Below are 21,043 nucleotides of genomic sequence, written 5' to 3' on the forward strand. Positions count from 1 at the left end.
TGCGGGCGATACATGGCAGGCAGACACTGCAGTCAACCGCTGGAACCACCGTTCCGGGGCCCTTCCTCCCTCTGAAAGGACTCTCACCATGGCTTTCCTGTCCCGCCACACCGTTGCCGCCGCCCTACTCGCCGCCCTGGCCCTGCCGGCGCTGGCCCAGCCCACCCCTGCCAACCCGCCTGCCGTGGGTGCGGCAGCCGCCCCCGATGCCCGCAAGGGCCCGGGCGAACACCGTGAACGCCACCAGGCCCACAAGGCCCAGCGCGCCGCCGCGCTCAAGGAGCAGCTCAAGCTGACCCCCAACCAGGAGCCGGCCTGGAACAGCTACATGGCCTCCATGCAGCAGGGTGACGGCCATGCCCGCCTGGACCGCAAGGACATGCACAAGCTCACCACCCCCGAGCGCATCGACCACATGCGGGCCCTGCGCGCCCAACACGCGGCCGAATCAGACCGCCGCGGCGAAGCCACCAAGGCCTTCTACGCGTTGCTGACGCCCGAGCAGCAAAAGACCTTCGATGCCCGCACCCACCGCATGGGCCCGCGCGGTGGACATGGCAAGCACGGCCACCACGGCCACGGCGACAAGCCCGCCGGTGCTGCAGCAGCGCCAGCAGCGCAGAAGTAAGTAAGCAAGCGCCAGGCGCACCCCCCCAGGGGCCCGAACGGGCCCCTTTCCTTTGTGCGCCCAGCATGGGCGCACTCTTGGAGGTGCAAGTCCTCCCGTAAGTTGATCACGACGAACGAAGTGAAGCGCAACTGCATGAGGGTGACCGAGTGTGGGGAGGAAGCGTGGATCGAAGCTGCGAGCCGATGAACAAGAACCGTATAGAAGGCGCTGCCAAGCAGGGCGAGCGGGCAAAGAACCGCGAAGCTCTTGTGATCAAGGCGAAGTGGCGTAAATGTGGCGGTTGTGCAGCGAAGGAGTGCTCCAACGCCGGCCTGAAAAAACCCAACCCGGGCGAGAACTTTGCGCAGCTGCGCTACGGGTACCACTTCTGAGCCGGCCACCAGCCCGGCACCTTGCCCCCAAGGCCCGCCACCCCTGCGGGCTTTTTTGTACCCAGGCCCCGATCCATCTGTGGATAACCATGGGTACGGTTACCGAACAACCCATTGGTTATCCACAGAACTTCGGACTGGACGAAAGTTGTTGTCATCCGACCGCAAAGTTCAACCCCGTCCTGCCACAGGGTTTGAAGCCACGCAAGTGCGCGCCAGCATTGGGAAAAATGGGCTTGTCCACAAAACAGCCCCTGCTCTACTACTACTGCTATTGATTTATAGAGCTATTAAAGAATAACAAGCAAAACCCGATGCAGGGCCCGTCGACCGACCTGGAGCCTGTTCTACCCACAGGGCAACGCACCTGGCACCCCGAGGGAAGAAAGAGCTGCCCGTGCCCTTCACAGCCGCAGAGGGCCCCTTCCTTGCACACGGCAGGCCCAAGGGCAGCTGCAAGGGCCAGGTTGGCTTGCGGAGGCACGCCTGGCTGAACAGGAGGCCGCGCAGGGTCCGGCAAGCCATCGCCAGGCTGCAGGCGACCCTGAAGGGGTGCAAGGAGCCGCTCCCCCGGGAGAAAAGCCCGCCTGCGCAGTGACTTCTCCACTTATCTGCCGGTCCTTGTGCATAACTTTGGGGGAATTGCTGGCACAACTGCCCGGTTGTCCACAGCGAAAGGCGATTCCCGGTTGTTGTCCCCGTTGGCGCGACAGCAGGAACCGCGTGCGGCACACAGGGTTCAGCGCCACGCAAGTGCTTGCCAGGACAGGGAAAAATGTACTTGTCCACAAAAAATGCCGCGCTCTACTACTACGACTATGTATTTATAAAGACTATAAGAAGAAGACAGGGAACAACATCCCTCGCCCCGCATGCGCCTTTCTGCCCAAGCCACGCGCCTCCCATGCAGGGAGAACACGGTGCGCTGGCGAAAAAAAACCGCAGGGGGTGCTGCGGCCGGGTTCAGGAGAAATGCGCCGTGGTCTGCGCAAATGGGGCCGCCGGAGCGCCACCATGCTGCCCTTTACGGGGGCGGACTGCGCAGGAAGGCCTCCAGCGCGTCCACAGGGAGGGGTCGGCTGAAGAGGTAGCCCTGGTAGAGCTGGCAGCCTGCGCGGGCCAGCAGCTCGCGCTGCTCGGCGGTTTCCACGCCTTCGGCGATGACTTCCAGGCCCAGGCTGCGCGACAGGCCGATGATGGTGTCCACGATGGCGGCGTCGTTCGGGTCGGTGAGCAGGTCGCGCACGAAGCTCTGGTCGATCTTGAGCTGGTCCAGCGGCATGCGCTTCAGGTAGCTCAGGCTCGAATAGCCGGTGCCGAAGTCGTCCAGCGAGAAACCCACCCCGTAGGAGCGCAGCGCCGCCATGGTGGCGATGGTGGTTTCCATGTCTTCCACCAGCAGGCTCTCGGTCAGCTCCAGCTTGAGCAGGCCCGAGGGCGCCCCCGTGATGGCCAGCACCCGGGCCACGTCGTCGACGAAGCTCGCATGCCGGAACTGGCGTGAGCTCACGTTGACGGCCACGGTCAGGTGGCTCAGGGCCGGGTCGTCCTGCCAGCTCGCCAGGAGCTTGCACGCGGTGTGCAGCACCCAGCGGCCCAGCGGCAGGATCAGGCCGGTTTCCTCGGCCAGCGGGATGAACTGCGCCGGCGAGACCATGCCGCGCTGGGGGTGGGCCCAGCGCAGCAGCGCCTCCACCCCCACCACCAGACCCGACTGGCGCACCTGGGGCTGGAAGTGCAGCAGAAACTCATCCTGCGCCAGGGCCGAGCGCAGGTCGGTCTCCAGCGAGGCGCGCTCGGTCACCACGGCCTGCATCTGCGGGTCGAAAAAGCGCAGCGTGTTGCGGCCCGCCGTCTTGGCCTGGTACATGGCCAGGTCGGCCTGCTTGAGCAGCTCGCCCACGCTGGTCTGCTCGCTGGTGAAAGGGGCCACGCCGATGCTCGGCGTGCTGCGGTACTGGTAGCCCGCCAGGGCATAGGGCATGGCCAGCGTGGCCAGGATCTTCTCGCCCACCGAGCGCGCATGCAGCACCAGCTCGTCGGGCCGGACGCTCAGCTCCTCGAGCATCACTACGAACTCGTCGCCGCCCAGGCGGGCCACGGTGTCCACGGCGCGCACGCAGGTGTTCAGGCGCTGCGCCACCTGCTGCAGCAGCATGTCGCCCTGGTCATGGCCCAGGGTGTCGTTCAGGGTCTTGAAGTTGTCCAGGTCGATGAACAGCAGCGCCCCGCCCTGCTGGTGCCGCCGGGCACTGGCCAGCGCCTGGTGCATGCGGTCCATCAGCAGCATGCGGTTGGGCAGCCCGGTGAGGGGGTCGTAGAACGCCAGGCGCTGGATCTCGCGTTCGGTGGCCTTGCGCTGGCGGATGTCGGTGTTGATGGCCAGGATGGAATGCGGCTGGCCGTTGTCGCCGCGCACCAGGGTCCATCGGCCCTCCACATCGATGGAACTGCCATCGCGGTGCTGCTGCACGATCTCGCCGGTCCACTCCCCATGCTCCAGCGTGGCCTGGGTGGCCCGGCGAAAGTGCGTGGGGTCTTCGTACAGCAGGGTCTCGATCGACTGGCCCAGCACCTGCAGCTTCGACCAGCCATACAGGCGCTCGGCACTCAGGTTCCAGAAGATGATGCGGTGCTCCAGGTCGCGCACGATGATCGCGTCCTGCGCCTTGTCCAGCAGCGAGGCCTGGTGGCGGATGCGTGCGTCCGCCACCTGGCGCTCGATCTCGGCCGAGGCGCGCGCCGCAAAGATCTGCAGCGTGGAGATGACGAAATTCGGGTCGGCGATGGCATTGCGGAACAGCACGAACACCAGGCCCACCACCTCGCCGTCGGCGTTGCACAGCTGCTGTCCGGCGTAACCCCGGGCCTGCACCATGCGCAGCACGGGCGCATCCGGGTACAGCTGCTGCACCCCGTCGGTCACCACGAACTGGCGCTGGTCCAGCAGCTGCAGGCTGGGCGTACCTTCCAGCGCGTAGTCGGTGGGCGCGAGGAACTGGCCGTCGAGCACGGCCGCCAGCGTGCTCACGCGCGGTGGCTGGTCATGGTACTGCGGCAGCAGACGCACCACGCAGCCGCCCTGTGCATCCAGGGCCTCGGCCATGTTGCGCACCAGCTGCTCGAAGAATTCCGTGCCCGTGCTGGCCGATACGGCCGCCGCGACCTTGAGCACCGAGGCCTGCAGCCGCTGCTGCGCCTTCTGGGTGCGCAGGCTGTTGATGCCAAAGGCCAGGTCATTGGCCAGTTCCTGCAGCAACCCGGTCTCTTCGGTGCTGATCTGCAGGACATCGGGTGCGTACAGGTACAGCAGGCCGAAGGTGCGGTCGCGGTCGCGCAGCGGCAGGCAGATCACGGCGTGAAAACCGTGGTCCAGCATGCGCTCGGTCCAGTCCACGAAGTGGCTTTCCTGGCGGATGTCCTGCACGATCACGGGTTTTCCCGAGCGCACGGCGCGGCCCGCCGGGCCGCGTCCGTAGGCGTCGTCTTCCGACCAGCTCAGGTGCAGCGCTTCCAGGTAGTGGTTGTTGTAGCCCGCATGGGCCACCGGTTCGATGGACTTGCGCTCATCGTCGCGCGCAAAACCCACCCAGCCCATGCGGTAGCCGCCAATGTCCACCGCTATCTGGCAGATGGCCTGCAGCAAGGTGGCCTCGGAGGTGGCGCGCACCAGGGTCTCGTTGCAGGCGCTCAGCAGGCGCTGGGCCCGGCCCATGCGGGCCAGTTCGGCCTCGTTGCGCACGCGCTCGGTCACGTCGGAGGCCAGGACCTGGCGCGCCCCCACGCCGTTGAAATCGGTGTTGCCCGCCGTGATCTCCATGTCGATCAGGCTGCCGTCCTTGCGCACATGGCGGCGCACCTTGGGCAGGCTGCGCTGCTGCGGGTCGATGGCGCGCAGCCGGCGCTCGGCAGTTGCGCGGTGCTGCGCGGGCCACAGGTCCTGCATGTGCATGCGCAGCAGTTCCTTTTCGCTGTAGCCGTAGTGGTGCACCATGGCATGGTTCACGGCCAGCAGGCGCAGGCTGCCCCGGTCGTACACCCACATGGGCTGAGGGTGTTCGTCGAACAGCATGCGGTACTGCAGCTCCGAGGCATGCAGCTGCCCCGCCACGTGGCGCAGCTGCACCATGGCGCCGAGCGATTCGGCCAGGATCTCCAGGTGCGCCACGTCGCGCCGCGAAAAGGCATTGACCCGGTCCGACGTGACCGTGAGCGAGCCCACCACCACGTCCCCTGCGCGCAGCGGCGCAGCCATCACGGAGCGCACGCCACGGCGGTGGACCATGGACAGCATGTCCCAGCCCTCGCCGTCGGTGTCGTTGCAGAGCACCGTGCGGCCTTGCTGGAGCGAGGGCCAGAGAATGCATTCATCCACCGCCAGCAGGTGGCCCTCGGGCCGCACCATGTCACCGGCCGAGGCCTTGGCCGCCAGGTGCCGGCCCTCGAGCAATTCCACCATGGCGCCGCGGGCGCCGGTCTGGCGCTTCACCGCCTCGGCCACCATGTGCAGCACGTCGGCCAGCGGCATGTCCAGCGAGGAGATGCGCTGCTGCAGGTGCAACAGCTCGGCATGGTTGCGGGTGTCGCGCTGGGCTTCGAGTTCGACCGCTTTCTGCGCGCTGTGGTCGGCCATGCCGCCGACCATGCGCACGGCGCGCCCGCTGCTGTCGCGGATCAGGAAGCCGCGGTCGAGCACCCAGGCATAACTGCCGTCCTGGCGGCGAAAGCGGTAGGCGTCCGACCAGTGGCTGTCGGTTCCGTCGATGGCCGCGTGGATGCCTTTGAGCACCGCTTCGCTGTCCTCGGGATGCAGCCGCAGCGTCCAGGAGGTGCTGTCCGGCGGCAACTGGTCGAGCGGCACGCCGAACAGGCTCTGCATGCCCTCGTTCCACCACATGGCGTCGGTGGTGAGGTTCCAGTCCCAGATCGCATCGGCCGTGGCGCGCGAGACGAGCTGGAAGCGTTCTTCGCTGCGCTGCAGCGCCAGGTCGGCCTGGTGGCGCGCCGAGATGTCCTGGAAGGCCCCCTGGATGCGCACGACCCGGCCCTGCGCATCCCGCACCGCCTGGCCGGCGGTGCGCACCCAACAATGCCGGTCCCCCGGCATGACGACTTCGGCCTCCAGGTCGAAGGGGGTACCGTGCCGCAGGCAGGCCCTGAACGCATTGCGCAAGGCGCTGCGGTACGGTGGCGTGTAGAGGTCCAGGATCTGGCCCACGGCACCCACCCGCCGGTTCAGCCCGTAAGTGGCAGCAATCTCTTGCGACCAGCTCAGCCGCATGCTGGGCAGCTCCACGATCCAGCCGCCCACCTGTGCGATGCGGCCGGCCACGCGCAGCGTTTCTGCCTGCTCCACCAGCTCGTCGTGCATGCGGTCGCGCTGCTCCACCAACTGTGCCAGCAGGCGCTGCTGGCGGCGCAGCTCCAGCTGCACCATGGCCTGCTCGGCCAGCACCGTGAGGCCATCGAGCTGCTCGGCCTCCAGGCGGCGTGCACGGGTGTCCAGCACCGCCAGCGTACCCAGGGCAAAGCCTTCGCCATTGACCAGCGGAACACAGGCGTAAAAGCGGATATGCGGGCTGCCGGTCACCAGCGGGTTGTGCGAGAACACCGGGTGCGCGCTGGCATCGTCCACCACCACCGGGTCCTTGCTGCCGTTCAGTGCGTGGGCGCAGAAGGCAACCGCGCGGTCGGTCTCCTGGAACGGGATGCCCACGGCCGCCTTGAACCACTGGCGCTCGCTGTCCACGAAATTGACCACCGCCATCGGTGTCCGGCAGATGCGTGACGCCAGAACGGCCAGCTTGTTGAAGGCGTCCTCGGACGGCGTGTCCAGGATGGCATAGGACTGCAGTGCATGGAGCCGCGCAGCCTCAGCGGTGGCGTGCTCTGGATGCTGCATGGTCAGTCGCGCAAGGTGCCGCTCGGGCCGTGCGTGTCCGGGCGTCGGTGACACGTTCTTGCGGGGAGCGGTATAGCCAGCATGGAAAGAGGAGCCCGGACCGGAGTCGATGGTGAAAAAGGGAGGCAAAAGTTGCAGCAAAACACACCCCGTCTGTGTCGGGGGGCCAGATGACCGTTTCTAGACGCAAACCGTGGTTGCTGCAACCTTAAAAAAGCAATCCTACACCGGGAAGCGCCTGCACCCTGTCGGCCCTAACCCGCACTGCGGGCGGTGTGGCAGTCGCGCATGCAACCTTCGTGCAGGGCGAGGCTTGCTAGCCTTGCCGCCATGCAGATTTCCGAACTCGCCCGCCGCACCTCGGTCTCGGTACATGCCCTGCGGCACTACGAAAGCGAGGGCCTGCTGCATCCCGGGCGCCGTGCCAACGGCTACCGCGACTATGCCGAGGGCACCGAGCGCGAGGTGGTCTTCATCGCCATGTCGCGCCAGCTGGGCTTTGCGCTGCCGCGCATTGCCGAGCACCTGGCGGACTTTCGCAGCGGCCGTCTCACCATCACCGCCATGGTGCAGGCCCTGCACCAGCGGGCGCAGGAGCTCGCGGACCAGGCGGCCCTGCTGCAGGCCCAGCGCCAGACGGTGCTGGACCACATCGCCTGGCTGCAAGCCAGGGAACCTGCCGCCAAGACCCCCAACCCGGCGCCGCCCCCCTGGCCGCGCGTGCGCAAGCGCCCGCTGGCCCCGGCCAGTTCCCTCAGCCCCCGTGTCTTCAGGAGAAAACCATGACCCCACACGCCCCTGATTCTTCCGCGCTGCTCCAGGCCCATGTGCTGGCCATGCCGATTGCGCAAACCCTGGGCCTGCGCTTCACCCGCGTGGCCCACGGCCAGGTGGAGCTGGAGATGCCCGTGCAGGAATCCCTGTGTTTCCGCCCAGGGCAGCTGCAGGCCACCGCCATCTTCGCGCTGGCCGATTTCGCCGCCGTCACGGCCGCGGGCAGCACCCTGCCGGCCGGCTGGACGAATGCCACCGTGGATGCGCACGTGAAGCTGCTGGCCCCGGCCCGTGGCACCTGCCTGCGCGCCAGGGGCCGCGTGGTGGACGCGGGCCGTACGCTCACCGTCTGCGCGGCGGATGTCTATGCCGTCGCAGAGTCGGGTGACGAAACGCTGTGCGCCACGCTGCTGGCCACTGCGCGCAATGTGGAGGGTGCGCCGGCGCGCCCTGCGCGTGAAGCCCTGTCCTGAATCAGTCCTTGCGTGCGCGGCGTGCACGCACGGCCTGTGCCAGGCCTTCGAGCACCGGCACGGTCTGCGCCAGGCTGATGCAGGCGTCCGTCACCGAGACGCCGTGCGCCAGCGGCTGGCCGGGAACGATGTCCTGGCGGCCTTCCTGCAGATGGCTTTCGACCATCAGGCCGGTGATGCGGGTGTCGCCTGCGGCGATCTGGCGTGCCACGTCCTCGGCCACCGTGATCTGGCGCTGGTGCTGCTTGCTGCTGTTGGCGTGCGAGACGTCGATCATCACCTGTGGCCGCAGGCCGGCCGATTGCAGCATGGCGCAGGCCGCATCCACGTCGGCCGCACTGTAGTTGGGCTGCTTGCCGCCGCGCAGGATCACGTGGCAGTCGTTGTTGCCGCGCGTCTCGAAGATCGCGGCCTGGCCCATCTTGGTCATGCCCATGAAGGCGTGTGCGGCGCTGGCGGCCTGGATGGCGTCGCTCGCCACCTTCACTCCGCCGTCGGTACCGTTCTTGAAGCCCACCGGGCACGACAGGCCGCTGGCCAGCTGCCGGTGGCTCTGGCTTTCCGTGGTGCGGGCGCCGATCGCGCCCCAGCTCACCAGGTCGCTGATGAACTGCGGGCTCAAAAGGTCCAGGAACTCCGTGCCCACCGGCAGGCCCAGCGCCAGCACGTCGAGCAGCAGCGCACGCGCCATCTCCAGCCCCTCGTTGATGGCAAAGCTGCCATCGAGGTGCGGGTCGTTGATGTAGCCCTTCCAGCCCACGGTGGTGCGCGGCTTCTCGAAGTACACGCGCATCACCACCAACAGGTCGTCCGCAAGCGCATCGGCCTGTGCCTTGAGCGCCCGTGCGTATTCCATGGCCTGGCCGTGGTCGTGGATGGAGCACGGCCCCACCACCACCACCAGCCGGTCGTCGTGCCCGTGCAGCACACGCGAGATCGCGGCACGGCTGGTTTCCACCAGCGTCTGCGCGGCCTCTGGCGCGGGCTGCCACTCCTGCAACAGGGCCGGGGTGATCAGCGGGCGCACGGCCTTGATGCGGGTGTCGTCGATGCGGGTCGTGTCGTGGGTGGACAGCGCGGTGGTCGCGGGGGCGGTGTGTACGTGGAGGGTCATGGGCGCCATTTTCGCCTTGGATGCCGGAGGCTTTGCGCCAGGGTGCTGTCCTACAGCCTTTCACCCACGCCGCAGGTATACCTATAGCCAGTCCCACCCCCGTTCCCAGGAGTTTCCATGGCCATCCAGAATGCCCTTGCCAGTGTCGCTGTCAGCAGCCTGCCCGACGCGGTGCAATGGTATGGCACCTTGTTCGAACGCGGACCCGATTCGCAGCCCATACCCGAACTGGCGGAATGGACCCTGCCGCAGGGCGGCTGGCTGCAGGTCTACCAACTGCCCAAGCGCGCCGGCCGCTGCTCGGTCACGCTGGCGGTGGACGACATCGACGAACAGGGCGAACAACTGGACCGCATGGGGGTGGACACCGCCCAGCGCTCGAACAGCAAGAAGGTGCGCGCCATCCTGGTGACTGACCCGGACGGCAACCAGCTGGCCTTTGCCCAGGCCCTGGGCGGTCAGCGTCTGGCGAGTTGATCAAGGCCGGCGGAAAGCGGGCCTTTGCCCGGCCCAATGCTTGGCGCTGAGGTGGTCCAGGCGCACCGTGCCGCCCGTGGAGGGCGCATGCACAAAGCGCCCCTCCCCCACATAGATGCCCGCATGGTTGGGCTGGCGCCCGGTGCCGAACACCACCAGATCACCCGCACGCAGCTCGCCACCCTCGATCGGGTAACCCCACGAATTGAGCGCGGCCACGGTGCGCGGCGGCGGCGTACCGACCTGGTTGCGGTAGACATAGCCGATCAGCCCGCTGCAGTCGAAGCCCGAATCCGGCGTGTTGCCGCCATAGCGGTAGGGCGTGCCCACCAGGCCCAGCGCATGGATGGCAATGCCGTGCGCCTGGTCCGGGCTCAGCGGCGGCGTCGTGCGGGTCGAGGCGGACGGGAACGAGGACGATGAGGAGGACGATGGGGGCGGCCGGGAGGTGCCGCAGCCTGCGATCAGCAGCGCAGCGGACACCAGGGCCAGACAGGAAAGAACACGCATGGATCGCAAGCGTACCGCACCCTGTGCGCGGGGGTGAATGCCCCGCCGTGGCAACCGCCTTTTGTGAAGGCATCGCCACTGTGCTCCCCGTCTTCCTTTACAAAGTTGCGGTCGCTGCCCGGGCGCCTTCGCGGCGCTCGGCGAGCCGGTTGGCCACGCTCACGATGGCCTGCACCGAGGCGGTCACGATGTTGTGGCTGGTGCCCGCGCCGAAGGTGGAGCCGGCCACGCCTTCGAGTGCCGCCTCCACGATGGCAAGGGCCTGGGCGTTGGCGCCCGTGCCCGTGGCGCGTTCCTCGTAGTGGTCCACGCGCAGCGGCAGGCCGAGCGCATCCACCGTCGCGGCGATCGGACCATTGCCCTGGCCTTGCAGGGTCTGGCGCACGCCATCGATGCTCACGTCGAGCTCGATGCCCTGACCATCGTCGGCCAGCCTGTGGCCATGGCAGACGATGGCCGCATCGGGGCCGCTGGCCAGGTAGGTGGACTGGAACAGCTTCCACAGCGCATCGCCGGTCATCTCGCCCTCGCTGGCATCGGTCTGGCGTTGCACCACGGCGCTGAACTCCACCTGCATGCGCCGCGGCATCACCACGCCATGCTCGCGTTCGAGCAAAAAGGCGATGCCGCCCTTCCCCGACTGGCTGTTCACGCGGATCACACTGTCGTAGGTGCGGCCGAGGTCTTCCGGGTCGATGGGCAGGTAGGGCACTTCCCACAGGCCGTTCGGGTCCTGCGCGGCAAAGCCCTTCTTGATCGCGTCCTGGTGCGAGCCCGAGAACGCGGTGAACACCAGGTCGCCCGCATAGGGGTGGCGCGGGTGCACGGGCAGTGCCGTGCATTCCTCGGCCACGCGCGCCACGGCGGTGATGTCCGAAAAATCCAGCCCCGGGTGCACGCCCTGGGTGTACATGTTGAGCGCCAGGGTCACGATGTCCACGTTGCCGCAGCGCTCGCCGTTGCCAAAGAGGCAGCCCTCCACGCGGTCGGCGCCGGCCATCATGGCCAGCTCGGCCGCGGCCACGCCCGTGCCGCGGTCGTTGTGCGGGTGCACCGAGAGCACCACGTGCTCGCGCGGCGCCAGGCGCCGGTGCATCCACTCGATCTGGTCGGCGAACACGTTGGGCGAGGCGTTCTCCACCGTGGTCGGCAGGTTGATGATGATGCGCCGCTCTGGGCCCACGCCCCAGGCGTGGATGGCCGTCTGGCAGGCGCGCAGCGAGACTTCGAGCTCGGTGGCGCTGAAGGTCTCGGGCGAGTACTGCAGCGTCCACTGCGTCTCGGGCTGGGCATCGGTCAGGCGCTTGAGGTGCGAAACGTGCTGGTCGATGAATTCCATCACCTGCGTCACGTTCATGCCGAACACTATGCGCCGCCAGGCGGGTGCCGTGGCGTTGTACAGGTGCACGATGGCGCGCGGCGCGCCGCGCACGGCTTCCACGGTGCGCTCGATCAGGTCGGCGCGCGACTGGGTCATGACCATGAGGGTCACGTCCTGGGGTACCAGGTCCTCGTCGATGAGGCGGCGCACGAAGTCGAAGTCGGTCTGCGAGGCGGCCGGAAAGCCCACCTCGATCTCCTTGAAGCCGATGCGCACGAGTTCCTGGAACAGGCGCATCTTGCGCTCGCCGTTCATAGGCTCGAAGAGGGCCTGGTTGCCGTCGCGCAGGTCGGTGGACAACCAGATCGGCGCCTGGGTGATGGAACGCGAGGGCCAGGTGCGGTCGGTGAGCGCGACGGGGGCGATGGGCTGGTACTTGGTGGCGGGCTTGGCAATCATGAGAGGCTCCACGAACGCTGTGCGGTCGCCATCGAAAGGCGCTCCCTGCACAGCAGGTCAAACGAATGAAAAAACGTGTGACATCCCCTGCAGCCCTTTGCGTGGAAGCAAAGGCTGGTTCGCGGGCCGGGGTCAGGGGGAAATCAGGTGTTGCGCGATGTGGCGGCAACGATGGCGAACGCAGGCAGACCCCGGCCAGGCACTAGGCCTAGCGATAGGGTGGATAGGAGCATCATGCTGCGTTGCATAGCGGCAAATCCTAGCACAGAGAAGGCCGCATGGCGAGCCCGGGACCATGCAGGGGGTCTTTGGGGACCGGCGCTTCTAGAATTGCGCCAGCCTTCCTTCTTCCCTCCCACAACCCCCATCGCCGGAGACCCTATGCCCTACATGCTGCTCATCATGGAACCCCCAGGCCAGCGCGCCGAGCGTGGGCTCGCCAACGGGCAGGAGGTCTATGCGCGCATGCAGCGCTTCGGCGCCGGGCTGCAGGCCCGGGGCCTGCTGCTGGCCGGCGAATCGCTGGCCAACGAAACGCAGGGCGTGCGCCTGCAGGTGCGCGAGGGCCAGCCCCGCCTGGTCGATGGCCCGTTTGCCGAGACCAAGGAAATGATCGGCGGGTTCTTCCTGATCGACTGCGCCACGCGCGACGAGGCCCTGGCCATTGCGCGCGAATGCCCGGCCGCCGAGTGGGCCACCATTGAGGTGCGCGCCGTCGCCCCCTGCTACGACGGCGCGGTGGAGTGAGCCGCAGGCCCTGCGGTCAGTCCTCGCCCTTCTCCTTGGCCTGGGCCGCGTAGACCAGGCCGATGCGCCGGTACATCCAGCGCCAGGCGAACACGTAGAGCATCACCACCAGGCAGGCCGCGCCCAGCCCTGGACGGAACGGCGTGGAGAACAAAAACCGCCAGGCCCAGTACAGCTCCGAAAAGCCCATCAGCGCAAAGGTGCCCAGGCCCACCCACGGGCCCTCGGCGCGCCAGGCCCCCACGGACACGAAGGCATGGCTGACCAGCGCTGCCAGCCCCAGCACCAGGTTGGTCACCATGGCCAGGAAGGGCCGCACCTCGAACCAGCCCGCCAGGCCCTTGAGCGTGGGGGTGTCGTCGGACTTGGCGCCCAGCATGGTCTTCAGGATGAAGGCCGTGAAGAGGCCCTTCTGCTGCAGCCGGCCCGAGGCCGTCTGCTGGCTGCTCACCACCGAATCGACGAGCTTGCGCGTCAGCCAGTCGCCGGCCGATGACGAACTGCTGCCCGGGTCGTCTTCGCCCTCTTCGGGCGGCAGCTGCTTGATGGCATCCGGCACCTGCTTGCGCAGGGCCTCGGGCACATGCTCTATGGCATTGCTGCTGCGCCGCACGGCATGGGCGCACACGGTGAGCGTGCGCCAGGCTTCGGGCACGTATTCCAGGCGCCAGCCGCCGTCCTTCACGTGTTCGATGCAGGCCTCCTCGCCCAGCATGTCCGGCGGAATCTGCTTGAACTGCTTGACGCCCTGGCGCAGTGCCGCGGCGAAGCGCGCCGGCGTCATCAGCCGGCGCGGCACGAAGCGCACCGTGTCCTCGTCGGCCGCCAGGGCCGCGTCTACCATGGCATCGGTGATGCGCTCGCGCGGAATGTCCGCCAGCGTGCGCGGGTGCGACTGCAGTTGCGCCACCAGTGCTGCGTCGTCGGCCGCCCCGGCCTGGCCTTGTGCCAGGGCCTGCAGCCAGCGCGTGTCTTCGGTGTCGTCCCATTGCGCGCTGTAAGGCGAGTGGATGGAGAGCACGGTCGATGCCTCCAGCGCGGCCTCCTGCTCCCGGCCCAGGGCCCGGTACGCGCTGGCCAGAACGTAGTGTGCGTGCTGCTCGTAGCGCATTTGCGGGCGGCCGAGTTGCGCATCGGCAATCGCGCCCTCGTAGTCGCCGGCCCAGAGCTTCACCCAGGCGCGGTAGCCTTGCCAGTGGCTGCCCTCGCGCTGCTCGCCGTCCTTGCGCGAGCGCTCCAGGTCGTCTTCGATCAACTGCGTGGTCACCGCCAGGCGCAGGGCCTCGGGCACGTGCAGGAACACGTCCGAGCGGTCCTTGAGCGCAGCCACGCACACTGGCACGCTGCGCAGCGGCTCGGGCATCTTCTCGAGCGACAGGCCGTTGACGCGCGCCGACACCAGGCACAACTCGGCGGTGATGAGCGCGGGCGGAATCTCCTCGATCAGGCAACCATAGTCGTGCCGCACGGCGAGGGCGGCCAGCTCCGGTGTGATCTTCGCCTTGTCGATGTAGCTGATGTTGTAGATGTCGGCCTTGAGCGCCGCTTTCTCCACCTCATCGGTACGCAGCCAGTGCGCCAGGTCGCGCAGCGGCGCCTTGGCGCGCACGGCCTTGAGCGCCAGTTCCGGCGTTAGCAGGCATCCCCACAGGTCACACAGGCTGTTGTGGTCCCAGGTCTTGGGCATGCGGCTGTTGCGCTCGTCGCGCCAGTCCCACTCGTGGCGGCCGGCATAGAGCGCGCGCGCCAGCGCCAGGCCCTCGGCGGTCATGCACTCGGGCGGTAGGTTCGCGGCCTGGTCCACGCCCCGGCGGATCAGGGCCTGCAGCCGCTCGGGCGTCTGGAGTCGGCCGGGCACCCAGGCCAGCGCCTCCACGTCGCTGGCCAATGCCGCGTCCACCATCGCATCGTCGAGCCAGGGTGCGGGCACATGGGCAATCGCATAGCGGTCGCTGGCCACGGCCTGCAGCCATTCCTCGCGCGTCTGGGGCTTGGGGCGCTCCGCAGGCTCCAGGCTGGTGTCTTCTCCGGGTCCATCGTTCTGGCCTTCTGCGGCCTCCTGCGGCGTCACGCTGCGGCGGGCGCGGCGTGCCGTCTCCAGCGCGTCCAGGCTGGGTGCCACCATCAGCCACAGCTCAGACCAGGTGTCGCCATCGCCCGAGTCCGAATGCTTGTACAGCGTGAGCCACTGCTCGCGCGATTCGCGCAGCACACCGCTGTCGCCTCGCAGTGCCTGCGCCAGCGGCACGGCCCAGGCCTGGGTGCGCTCGCCCAAGCGGTTCCAGGGCACGGCGTGTTCGGGGTCGGGGTCCGGCGTTCCGTAGCGCGTGGCCAGGGTCTGGACCATCGCCTCGCGGATCCGGTTCACGGCCTGGTCGAGGTCGCTTGCCAGGTAGTCGTAGTGGCCGTTGTGCTCTTCGCTGGTGTAGGTGCGGGCCACGCGGCGCACCACCACCGCGCGGTTCGCCTGCACGGTGTCTTCGTCTTCATCGTCCTCTTCGTCTTCCCCATCGTCGTCGTCCGAGGGGGATTCATGCTCCAGCGTCTCGCCGGCGGCCAGCCGGTGCAGCCGGGCTTCGGCTTCGGCCAGCAAGGCCTCCGCCAGGGGGGCGATGCCTTCCACGGTGTCGATGGCTTCGAGGTGCTCGGTGGGGGCAGGCTCGAAGAAGGGCCGGGGCGGCCGGCAGTTTTCCTGCGCACCACTGCGCCACAGGGTGTTGCCGTCGGCACCGAGCAGCGTGGCGCGCACGCCGTCGTACGCTGCGCGCCAGACCACGGACGCTTCCCTGTCGATCCAGGCCACCTGGCCCTCGCGCGTGAGAAAGGGCACCAGGGGCGTGTCAGCCTGCTCGCCCACCAGCCAGCCGTCGCCATCGGTCAGCGGTTCAAGCAGTGATTCGTCCACGGTGAACACCCGGCCATCGGTATGCAGTAGGCCCCAGGTGGCCGCCTTGTCCTCCTTGCGGCGCTGGGCCGTACGCACCACCGCAAAGCCGCCTTCTGGACGGAAGTGGCTGCCCCAGGCCAGCGGCGGGGTGGGCAGCTGCGTGCCGTCAGCGCGCAGGAAGGCGGTGCCGTTGTAGGTGTTGGCCACCAGGCCGCAGGCCATGTGCCGCGAGAGGTGGCGTTCGCCCTTGACCACCACGCGCCCCCTGGCATCCAGGTAGCCGTGCCCGTTGTCCCAGGAGTTGGGCTCGTCGTAGTAGGCCAGTCCTTCGCTGTTGAAGGCGTCGATGCTGGGGTAGCGCGGCTCCAGCACCCACTGGCCGCGTGTGTCGATCAGGCCGTAGCTGTCGCCGTCCAGCGAGGCCGGGGTCACGGGCAGTTCACCGAAGGGCTGCGCGAACTTGAAACGTGGCTCGATCACCCAGCGGCCATCGCGGTCCACGAAGCCCTGGCCGCGCTGGTTCTGGCCCTTCTTCCAGAGCACGGCGCGGGCCAGGCCGCCGGCGCCGAACAGGCTCAGGTCATGAAAACTCTCCGCGCAGGTGAAGCGGCCTTCGCGGTCGATGCTGCGCCAGGCGTTTTCGCCCACCTGCACGGCGCACAGCCCGTCGCGGAACGGCCGCGTGTCCTCGAAGCTCGGGGGTACCACCACCTTGCCCGCCAGGTTCATGAAGCCCCAGCGCCCGTCCTGCTGGAAGCGCGCCATGCCGTCCTCGGAGTAGTTGCGGGCATTTTCCAGCGTGGGCGGCACGCGCCAGCGGCCTTCGGCATCGATGTAGCCCCAGTGGCCGTCATCAGCCTTGGCGGCGGCGATCCAGCCGCCCTGCCCGTCGGCGTTGAAGCGAAACAGCGTCTGCAGACCTTCGGCCGGGACGATGGCCCGGCCCGGGTGCACGATGGCGCGGGTGTAGCGGGTGCCGTCGGGCGATAGCGGGATGCTGGCAACCCAGGGTGCGGCAGCGGTGGTGTTGTTGTTCATGGTTTCCGGTTCCTCCGTGCAGGATCGTAAGGGCGGGCCATGGACCTCCCGGGCAGTGACCCCACGCGCCGGGGAAAGCCGGGCATTTGTCACGCTTTGTGCCCACAGCCGCGTGGCTGCTGTGGGTTCACATGTATCAATCTGTCAGTGGTCTGGTAGGCCGAAGCGCACCCGGCGCACCCTTTCGGGTGATGGCGCTGATGGTCAGCTCGGGCAGGCGGGTCTGCACGGGGATGGCGCGGAACCCGGCGGCCAAGGGCTGAGCGCTGCGGTCCCCCCGCAATCAGCCCACGCCGGCCCCAGCATGGGCTGCACTCATTGGTGCGCGCACAGTTTTCTTAGTAGAAACCCTCGATTTGCAGAACCCACGTCGATTTCATGGCTGCCCGTCCGTCGTGGACGATGAGCGCAGGGAATTTCCATCCCCCTGCACAGCGACTTCCACACACAGGAGATCTGCCATGCGATTCATGATTCTGGTCAAGGCCAGCCCCGAGAGCGAAGCCGGCGTGCTGCCCGGTGAGGAGATGCTGGCCACCATGGGCGCCTACCACGAGGAGCTGTCGCGGGCGGGCGTGCTGCTCGATGGCGTGGGCCTCAAGGCCAGTGCCCAGGGCTGGCGCGTGCGCTATGGCAGCAGCGGCAAGCGCACCGTGGTCGACGGGCCCTTCACCGAGACCAAGGAGCTGATCGCCGGCTACACGCTGATCCAGGTGCGCTCGCGCGACGAGGCCATGGAATGGGCGCGCCGTTTTCCCAACCCGCGTGGCGAGGGGCTCGACGCCGAGATCGAAGTGCGCCCGGTCTTCGAGCTCGATGACTTTGCACCGGGCGAAGGCGTCCAGCGCTTTCGCGACATTGAAGGCGCGCGCGGCTGACCCCGATTTCCCACTACCACTCCAGGATTCACCATGATCAAGACCATTGCTTTCGTCGTGCTGGTCGCCCTTGCCCTGCTGCTGGCCTATGCGGCCACCCGCCCCGATACGTTCCGCGTGGAGCGCAGTCGCGTGATCGAGGCCCCGCCCGAGCGCGTGTTCGGCCTGATCCAGGACCTGCGCCGCTTCAACACCTGGAACCCCTACGAGCGCAAGGACCCGGCCGCCAAGGGCGAGTACAGCACCGCCACCTTCGGCCCCGGCGCGCGCTATGCCTGGCAGGGCGACAAGGTGGGCACAGGCAGCATGGAGATCACCGAGGCCACGGCGCCCTCCCACGTGGGCATGAAGCTCGACTTCGTCGCCCCGTTCGAGGCCCACAACCGCGTGGACTTCACGCTCCAGCCCGAGGGTGGCAGCGCCCAGGCCACCCGCGTCACGTGGGCCATGCACGGCCCCGTGCCCTACCTGGCCAAGCTCATGCACCTGTTCTTCAACATGGACCGCATGGTCGGTAAGGACTTCGAGGACGGCCTGGGCTTCCTCGCGGCCGAGGCCGCCAAGTGATCCTGCCCGGCTTTCGCATCACCCCCTGTTTTCCCCGACCCTTATCCCTTATCGTTCCACCACCTTTGGAGACTGCCATGCAACACCAGATGATCTTCGTCAACCTGCCCATCCAGGACATGGGCCGCTCGCAGGCCTTTTTCCGCGCGCTGGGCTACGACTTCAATCCGCAGTTCACCAGCGAGCAGGGCGCCTGCCTGGTGCTGGGCGAGAACCTCTTCGTGATGCTGCTCGTCGAGTCTTTCTACAAGACCTTCACCGACAAGGCCGTGGCCGATGCGAGGAAGACCTCCGAGGTGCTGGTCTGCCTGTCGGCCCAGAGCCGCGAAGAGATCGACACCCTGGTCGCCAAGGCCGTGGCCGCCGGTGCCACCTCGCCGCGCCCGCCGCAGGACCATGGCTTCATGTACGCCCATGGCTTCGACGACCTCGATGGCCACACCTGGGAGTTCGCCTACATGGTCGATGCCAGCAAGGCCCTGGGCTGAGAACGGCCCATGAGCGTCCCCAGCCCTGATGCCCTGCACCGCACCATCGAATCGGTATGGCGCATCGAGGCCGCCCGCATCATTGCCCGCGTGGCGCGCATGACACGCGACGTGGGCCGGGCCGAAGAGCTGGCGCAGGACGCGCTGGTCTCCGCCCTGGAGCACTGGCCCGCCACCGGTCTGCCTGACAACCCTGCTGCCTGGCTCATGACCACCGCCCGCAACCGCGCCCTGGACCACCTGCGCCAGCAGGCCATGCAGGCGCGCGAGCACGAGGCCCTGGGGCATGACATGGAAGCGCTGGAGGCCCAGTACACCCCGGATTTTGTCGATGCCCTCGACGCGGCGCGCCAGGACGATATCGGCGACGACCTGCTTCGCCTGATCTTCACCGCCTGCCACCCCGTGCTGTCGACCGAGGCGCGCGTGGCCCTCACGCTGCGGCTGCTGGGCGGCCTGTCCACCGTGGAGATCGCGCGCGCCTTCCTGGTGCCCGAGGCCACGCTGGCCCAGCGCATCGTGCGCGCCAAGCGCAGCCTCACGGCCGCGCACGTGCCCTTCGAGGTGCCCGGCGCGGCCGAGCGCGCGCCGCGCCTGGCCTCGGTGCTCGAAGTGATCTACCTGGTCTTCAATGAAGGCTACGCCGCCACCGCGGGCGACGACTGGATGCGCCCGGCCCTGTGCGACGAGGCCTTGCGCCTGGTGCGCGTGCTCGCCGGCCTCACGCCCGACGAGCCCGAGGTGCAGGGGCTGGTGGCGCTGCTGGAGATCCAGGCCTCGCGCCTGCCTGCGCGCACCGATGCCGAGGGCCGCCCCGTGCTGCTCCTGGACCAGGACCGCGCACGCTGGGACCCCCTGCTGGTGCGCCGCGGCCTGGCCGCGCTCGACCGGGCCGAGCAACTGGCCCGCGCCGGCCACCCCTGGGGGCCCTACGCGCTGCAGGGCGCCATCGCGGCCTGCCATGCGCGTGCGCGCCGCGCCGAAGACACCGACTGGCAGCACATCGTGGCACTGTACGACGCGCTGCTGCAGGTTGCGCCCTCGCCCGTCGTGGCGCTGAACCGCGCCGTGGCCGTGGGCATGGCCGATGGCCCCGCCGCCGCTCTGGTGCTGGTCGATGCACTGGGCGCCGACCCCGCCCTGCGCGACTACCACTGGCTGCCCAGCGTGCGCGGCGACCTGCTGGCCAAGCTGGGCCGCAATGGCGAGGCGCGTGCGCAGTTCGAGCTGGCCGCCAGCCTCACGCGCAATGCGCAGGAACACGCCCTGCTGCGGGCCCGCGCGGCTGATTGCGGCGCGTGACAGGACGGGAGTGACAGGGTGTGGCTTTTGCCGTAACGTGCGGCCCTCCACGGAGTGATCGCCATGCATTTCCCGTCCACGCCCCCATTCCCGCTCGAAGGCGGTTGCGACTGCCACCACGTGCGCTACCGCATGGAAACGGCACCCCTGTTCGTGCACTGCTGCCACTGCCGCTGGTGCCAGCGCGAGAGCGGGGCTTCCTTCGCGCTGAACGCCATGATCGAGGCTGACCGCATCCGCCTGCTGGGCGGCCCGCCGGTGCTGGTCGACACCCCTTCGGAAAGCGGCCTGGGCCAGAAGATCGCGCGCTGCCCGCACTGCCATGTGGCCGTGTGGAGCCACTACGCGGGCGCGGGCCCGCTGGTGTCCTTCGTGCGCGTGGGCACGCTCGATGCGCCCGACCATCTGCCGCCGGACATCCACATCTTCACCCTCGCCAAGCAGCCCTGGGTGGTGCTGCCGCAAGGCGCGGCTGTGGTTCCCGAATACTATGAACGCGAAGCGCATTGGCCGCCCCAGAGCCTGGCGCGCCGCCAGGTGCTGTTGCCCAAGATCGCGGCCTACCGGGCTGCGATGGGCTTCGAGCCGTCGTGAACGCCGGCCAGGGTCAGCCCGGCAGCGGCGACGGGCTCCTGCGCTTCTTGCGCGGCAGGCCCCGCAGGGAGGGGTGCACGGAAGGTTTGGGTGGCGCACCCAATGCCGCGCGCGCCAGGGCATCGGCCTCGCCATTGCGATGGCGGGGAATCCACTGCAGCTGTACTTCACCGAAGCTCTCGAGCAGGATGCGCGCAGCGGCGTACAGCGGCTCCAGGCGTTCAATGCATGGCCTGGCAAGCCCGCCGAGTTGCTCCACCAGAATGCTGCTGTCGCTGTAGACCTGCAATGCGCGGGCGCCGTGGGCCCGCGCCTCGTTCAAGGCCATCACCAGTGCGCCCAGTTCGGCCTCGTTGTTGCATCCCGTGGCATGCGTGGCCTGCGACAGCGTGTGGCGCGTGCCATCGGGCGCTACCAGCAGCGCGCCCAGGCCCATGCGGCCCGGGTTGGGAATGGCGCTGCCATCGCAGTGGATGACCCAGGGCGCTGTCCCGTCCATGGAGCCGATGG

The 21,043-nt window shown here is 68.3% G+C and carries 17 protein-coding genes; 11 read left to right on the forward strand and 6 right to left on the reverse strand.

Going from position 1 to position 21,043, the window contains the following annotated elements; all coding sequences use genetic code 11:
• Positions 1–88 precede the first annotated feature (88 nt).
• Entirely contained in the window at positions 89–628 is a 540-nt protein-coding gene (locus QYL93_RS14310; RefSeq protein WP_305744253.1) for a Spy/CpxP family protein refolding chaperone, read from the forward strand.
• 185 nt (positions 629–813) lie between these two features.
• Positions 814–1,002, forward strand: coding sequence for an acyloxyacyl hydrolase (locus QYL93_RS14315; RefSeq protein ID WP_305744254.1), 189 nt, complete (start codon positions 814–816; stop codon positions 1,000–1,002).
• A 1,024-nt stretch (positions 1,003–2,026) separates the two neighbouring features.
• Here the strand turns inward: QYL93_RS14315 and QYL93_RS14320 are convergent.
• Entirely contained in the window at positions 2,027–6,904 is a 4,878-nt protein-coding gene (locus QYL93_RS14320) for an EAL domain-containing protein (RefSeq protein WP_305744255.1), read from the reverse strand.
• Between the two features lie 330 nt (positions 6,905–7,234).
• On the opposite strand from QYL93_RS14320, the gene QYL93_RS14325 reads away from it, so the two are divergent.
• Both QYL93_RS14325 and QYL93_RS14330 read left to right on the forward strand, forming a co-directional pair.
• Positions 7,235–7,690, forward strand: a complete 456-nt coding sequence (locus QYL93_RS14325; RefSeq protein ID WP_305744256.1) for a MerR family DNA-binding transcriptional regulator — start codon at positions 7,235–7,237, stop codon at positions 7,688–7,690.
• Positions 7,687–8,151, forward strand: a complete 465-nt coding sequence (locus QYL93_RS14330) for a PaaI family thioesterase (RefSeq protein ID WP_305744257.1) — start codon at positions 7,687–7,689, stop codon at positions 8,149–8,151. The genes QYL93_RS14325 and QYL93_RS14330 overlap by 4 nt, the downstream gene beginning before the upstream one ends.
• Position 8,152: 1 nt before the next feature.
• On the opposite strand, the gene QYL93_RS14335 is transcribed toward QYL93_RS14330, so the two are convergent.
• Positions 8,153–9,265 carry a 3-deoxy-7-phosphoheptulonate synthase gene (locus tag QYL93_RS14335; protein WP_370876976.1) on the reverse strand — a complete coding sequence of 371 codons (1,113 nt, stop codon included), beginning with the start codon at positions 9,263–9,265 and terminating at the stop codon, positions 8,153–8,155.
• A 117-nt stretch (positions 9,266–9,382) separates the two neighbouring features.
• Between QYL93_RS14335 and QYL93_RS14340 the strand changes: the two genes are divergently transcribed.
• Positions 9,383–9,742, forward strand: a complete 360-nt coding sequence (locus QYL93_RS14340; RefSeq protein ID WP_305744259.1) for a VOC family protein — start codon at positions 9,383–9,385, stop codon at positions 9,740–9,742.
• Here QYL93_RS14340 and QYL93_RS14345 read toward each other — a convergent pair whose 3' ends face one another.
• On the reverse strand, positions 9,743–10,252 hold the full coding sequence (locus QYL93_RS14345; RefSeq protein ID WP_305744260.1) for a C40 family peptidase: 510 nt from the start codon (positions 10,250–10,252) through the stop codon (positions 9,743–9,745).
• A 97-nt stretch (positions 10,253–10,349) separates the two neighbouring features.
• Complete coding sequence (gene leuA / locus QYL93_RS14350) at positions 10,350–12,032, reverse strand: 2-isopropylmalate synthase (protein ID WP_305744261.1); 1,683 nt, start codon at positions 12,030–12,032, stop codon at positions 10,350–10,352.
• Between the two features lie 381 nt (positions 12,033–12,413).
• Here leuA and QYL93_RS14355 point away from each other — a divergent pair, with 381 nt between their 5' ends.
• The gene (locus tag QYL93_RS14355) at positions 12,414–12,779 is read left to right on the forward strand and encodes a YciI family protein (protein WP_305744262.1); all 366 of its coding nucleotides are present in this window, start codon (positions 12,414–12,416) and stop codon (positions 12,777–12,779) included.
• 16 nt (positions 12,780–12,795) lie between these two features.
• Here the strand turns inward: QYL93_RS14355 and QYL93_RS14360 are convergent, their stop codons facing one another.
• The gene (locus QYL93_RS14360; protein WP_305744263.1) at positions 12,796–16,704 is read right to left on the reverse strand and encodes a WG repeat-containing protein; all 3,909 of its coding nucleotides are present in this window, start codon (positions 16,702–16,704) and stop codon (positions 12,796–12,798) included.
• A 461-nt stretch (positions 16,705–17,165) separates the two neighbouring features.
• Here QYL93_RS14360 and QYL93_RS14365 point away from each other — a divergent pair, with 461 nt between their 5' ends.
• The 5 genes from QYL93_RS14365 to QYL93_RS14385 all read left to right on the forward strand — a co-directional run bounded on the left by QYL93_RS14365 (position 17,166) and on the right by QYL93_RS14385 (position 20,533).
• The gene (locus QYL93_RS14365) at positions 17,166–17,582 is read left to right on the forward strand and encodes a YciI family protein (protein ID WP_305744264.1); all 417 of its coding nucleotides are present in this window, start codon (positions 17,166–17,168) and stop codon (positions 17,580–17,582) included.
• A gap of 33 nt (positions 17,583–17,615) precedes the next feature.
• Positions 17,616–18,149: an SRPBCC family protein gene (locus QYL93_RS14370; RefSeq protein ID WP_305744265.1), complete on the forward strand. Its 534-nt coding sequence runs from the start codon at positions 17,616–17,618 to the stop codon at positions 18,147–18,149.
• A 77-nt stretch (positions 18,150–18,226) separates the two neighbouring features.
• A complete protein-coding gene (locus tag QYL93_RS14375; protein WP_305744266.1) occupies positions 18,227–18,637 on the forward strand; it encodes a VOC family protein in 411 nt (136 codons plus the stop codon).
• 9 nt (positions 18,638–18,646) lie between these two features.
• Entirely contained in the window at positions 18,647–19,939 is a 1,293-nt protein-coding gene (locus QYL93_RS14380) for an RNA polymerase sigma factor (RefSeq protein ID WP_305744267.1), read from the forward strand.
• 63 nt (positions 19,940–20,002) lie between these two features.
• The gene (locus tag QYL93_RS14385; protein ID WP_305744268.1) at positions 20,003–20,533 is read left to right on the forward strand and encodes a GFA family protein; all 531 of its coding nucleotides are present in this window, start codon (positions 20,003–20,005) and stop codon (positions 20,531–20,533) included.
• 13 nt (positions 20,534–20,546) lie between these two features.
• Here QYL93_RS14385 and QYL93_RS14390 read toward each other — a convergent pair whose 3' ends face one another.
• A complete protein-coding gene (locus tag QYL93_RS14390; protein ID WP_305744269.1) occupies positions 20,547–21,032 on the reverse strand; it encodes a ribonuclease HI family protein in 486 nt (161 codons plus the stop codon).
• Between the last annotated feature and the right edge of the window lie 11 nt (positions 21,033–21,043).

This window comes from Acidovorax sp. A1169 (assembly GCF_030704685.1).
Classification (GTDB): Bacteria; Pseudomonadota; Gammaproteobacteria; order Burkholderiales; family Burkholderiaceae_C; genus Acidovorax.

Coding starts and splice junctions, on each gene's coding strand:
- QYL93_RS14375 (WP_305744266.1), top strand. CDS start 18,227: ATGCAACACCAGATGATCTTCGTCAACCTGCCCATCCAGGACATGGGC.
- QYL93_RS14345 (WP_305744260.1), bottom strand. CDS start 10,252: ATGCGTGTTCTTTCCTGTCTGGCCCTGGTGTCCGCTGCGCTGCTGATC.
- QYL93_RS14365 (WP_305744264.1), top strand. CDS start 17,166: ATGCGATTCATGATTCTGGTCAAGGCCAGCCCCGAGAGCGAAGCCGGC.
- QYL93_RS14380 (WP_305744267.1), top strand. CDS start 18,647: ATGAGCGTCCCCAGCCCTGATGCCCTGCACCGCACCATCGAATCGGTA.
- QYL93_RS14335 (WP_370876976.1), bottom strand. CDS start 9,265: ATGACCCTCCACGTACACACCGCCCCCGCGACCACCGCGCTGTCCACC.
- QYL93_RS14320 (WP_305744255.1), bottom strand. CDS start 6,904: ATGCAGCATCCAGAGCACGCCACCGCTGAGGCTGCGCGGCTCCATGCA.
- QYL93_RS14310 (WP_305744253.1), top strand. CDS start 89: ATGGCTTTCCTGTCCCGCCACACCGTTGCCGCCGCCCTACTCGCCGCC.
- leuA (WP_305744261.1), bottom strand. CDS start 12,032: ATGATTGCCAAGCCCGCCACCAAGTACCAGCCCATCGCCCCCGTCGCG.
- QYL93_RS14370 (WP_305744265.1), top strand. CDS start 17,616: ATGATCAAGACCATTGCTTTCGTCGTGCTGGTCGCCCTTGCCCTGCTG.
- QYL93_RS14340 (WP_305744259.1), top strand. CDS start 9,383: ATGGCCATCCAGAATGCCCTTGCCAGTGTCGCTGTCAGCAGCCTGCCC.
- QYL93_RS14385 (WP_305744268.1), top strand. CDS start 20,003: ATGCATTTCCCGTCCACGCCCCCATTCCCGCTCGAAGGCGGTTGCGAC.
- QYL93_RS14325 (WP_305744256.1), top strand. CDS start 7,235: ATGCAGATTTCCGAACTCGCCCGCCGCACCTCGGTCTCGGTACATGCC.
- QYL93_RS14390 (WP_305744269.1), bottom strand. CDS start 21,032: ATGGACGGGACAGCGCCCTGGGTCATCCACTGCGATGGCAGCGCCATT.
- QYL93_RS14315 (WP_305744254.1), top strand. CDS start 814: ATGAACAAGAACCGTATAGAAGGCGCTGCCAAGCAGGGCGAGCGGGCA.
- QYL93_RS14355 (WP_305744262.1), top strand. CDS start 12,414: ATGCCCTACATGCTGCTCATCATGGAACCCCCAGGCCAGCGCGCCGAG.
- QYL93_RS14360 (WP_305744263.1), bottom strand. CDS start 16,704: ATGAACAACAACACCACCGCTGCCGCACCCTGGGTTGCCAGCATCCCG.
- QYL93_RS14330 (WP_305744257.1), top strand. CDS start 7,687: ATGACCCCACACGCCCCTGATTCTTCCGCGCTGCTCCAGGCCCATGTG.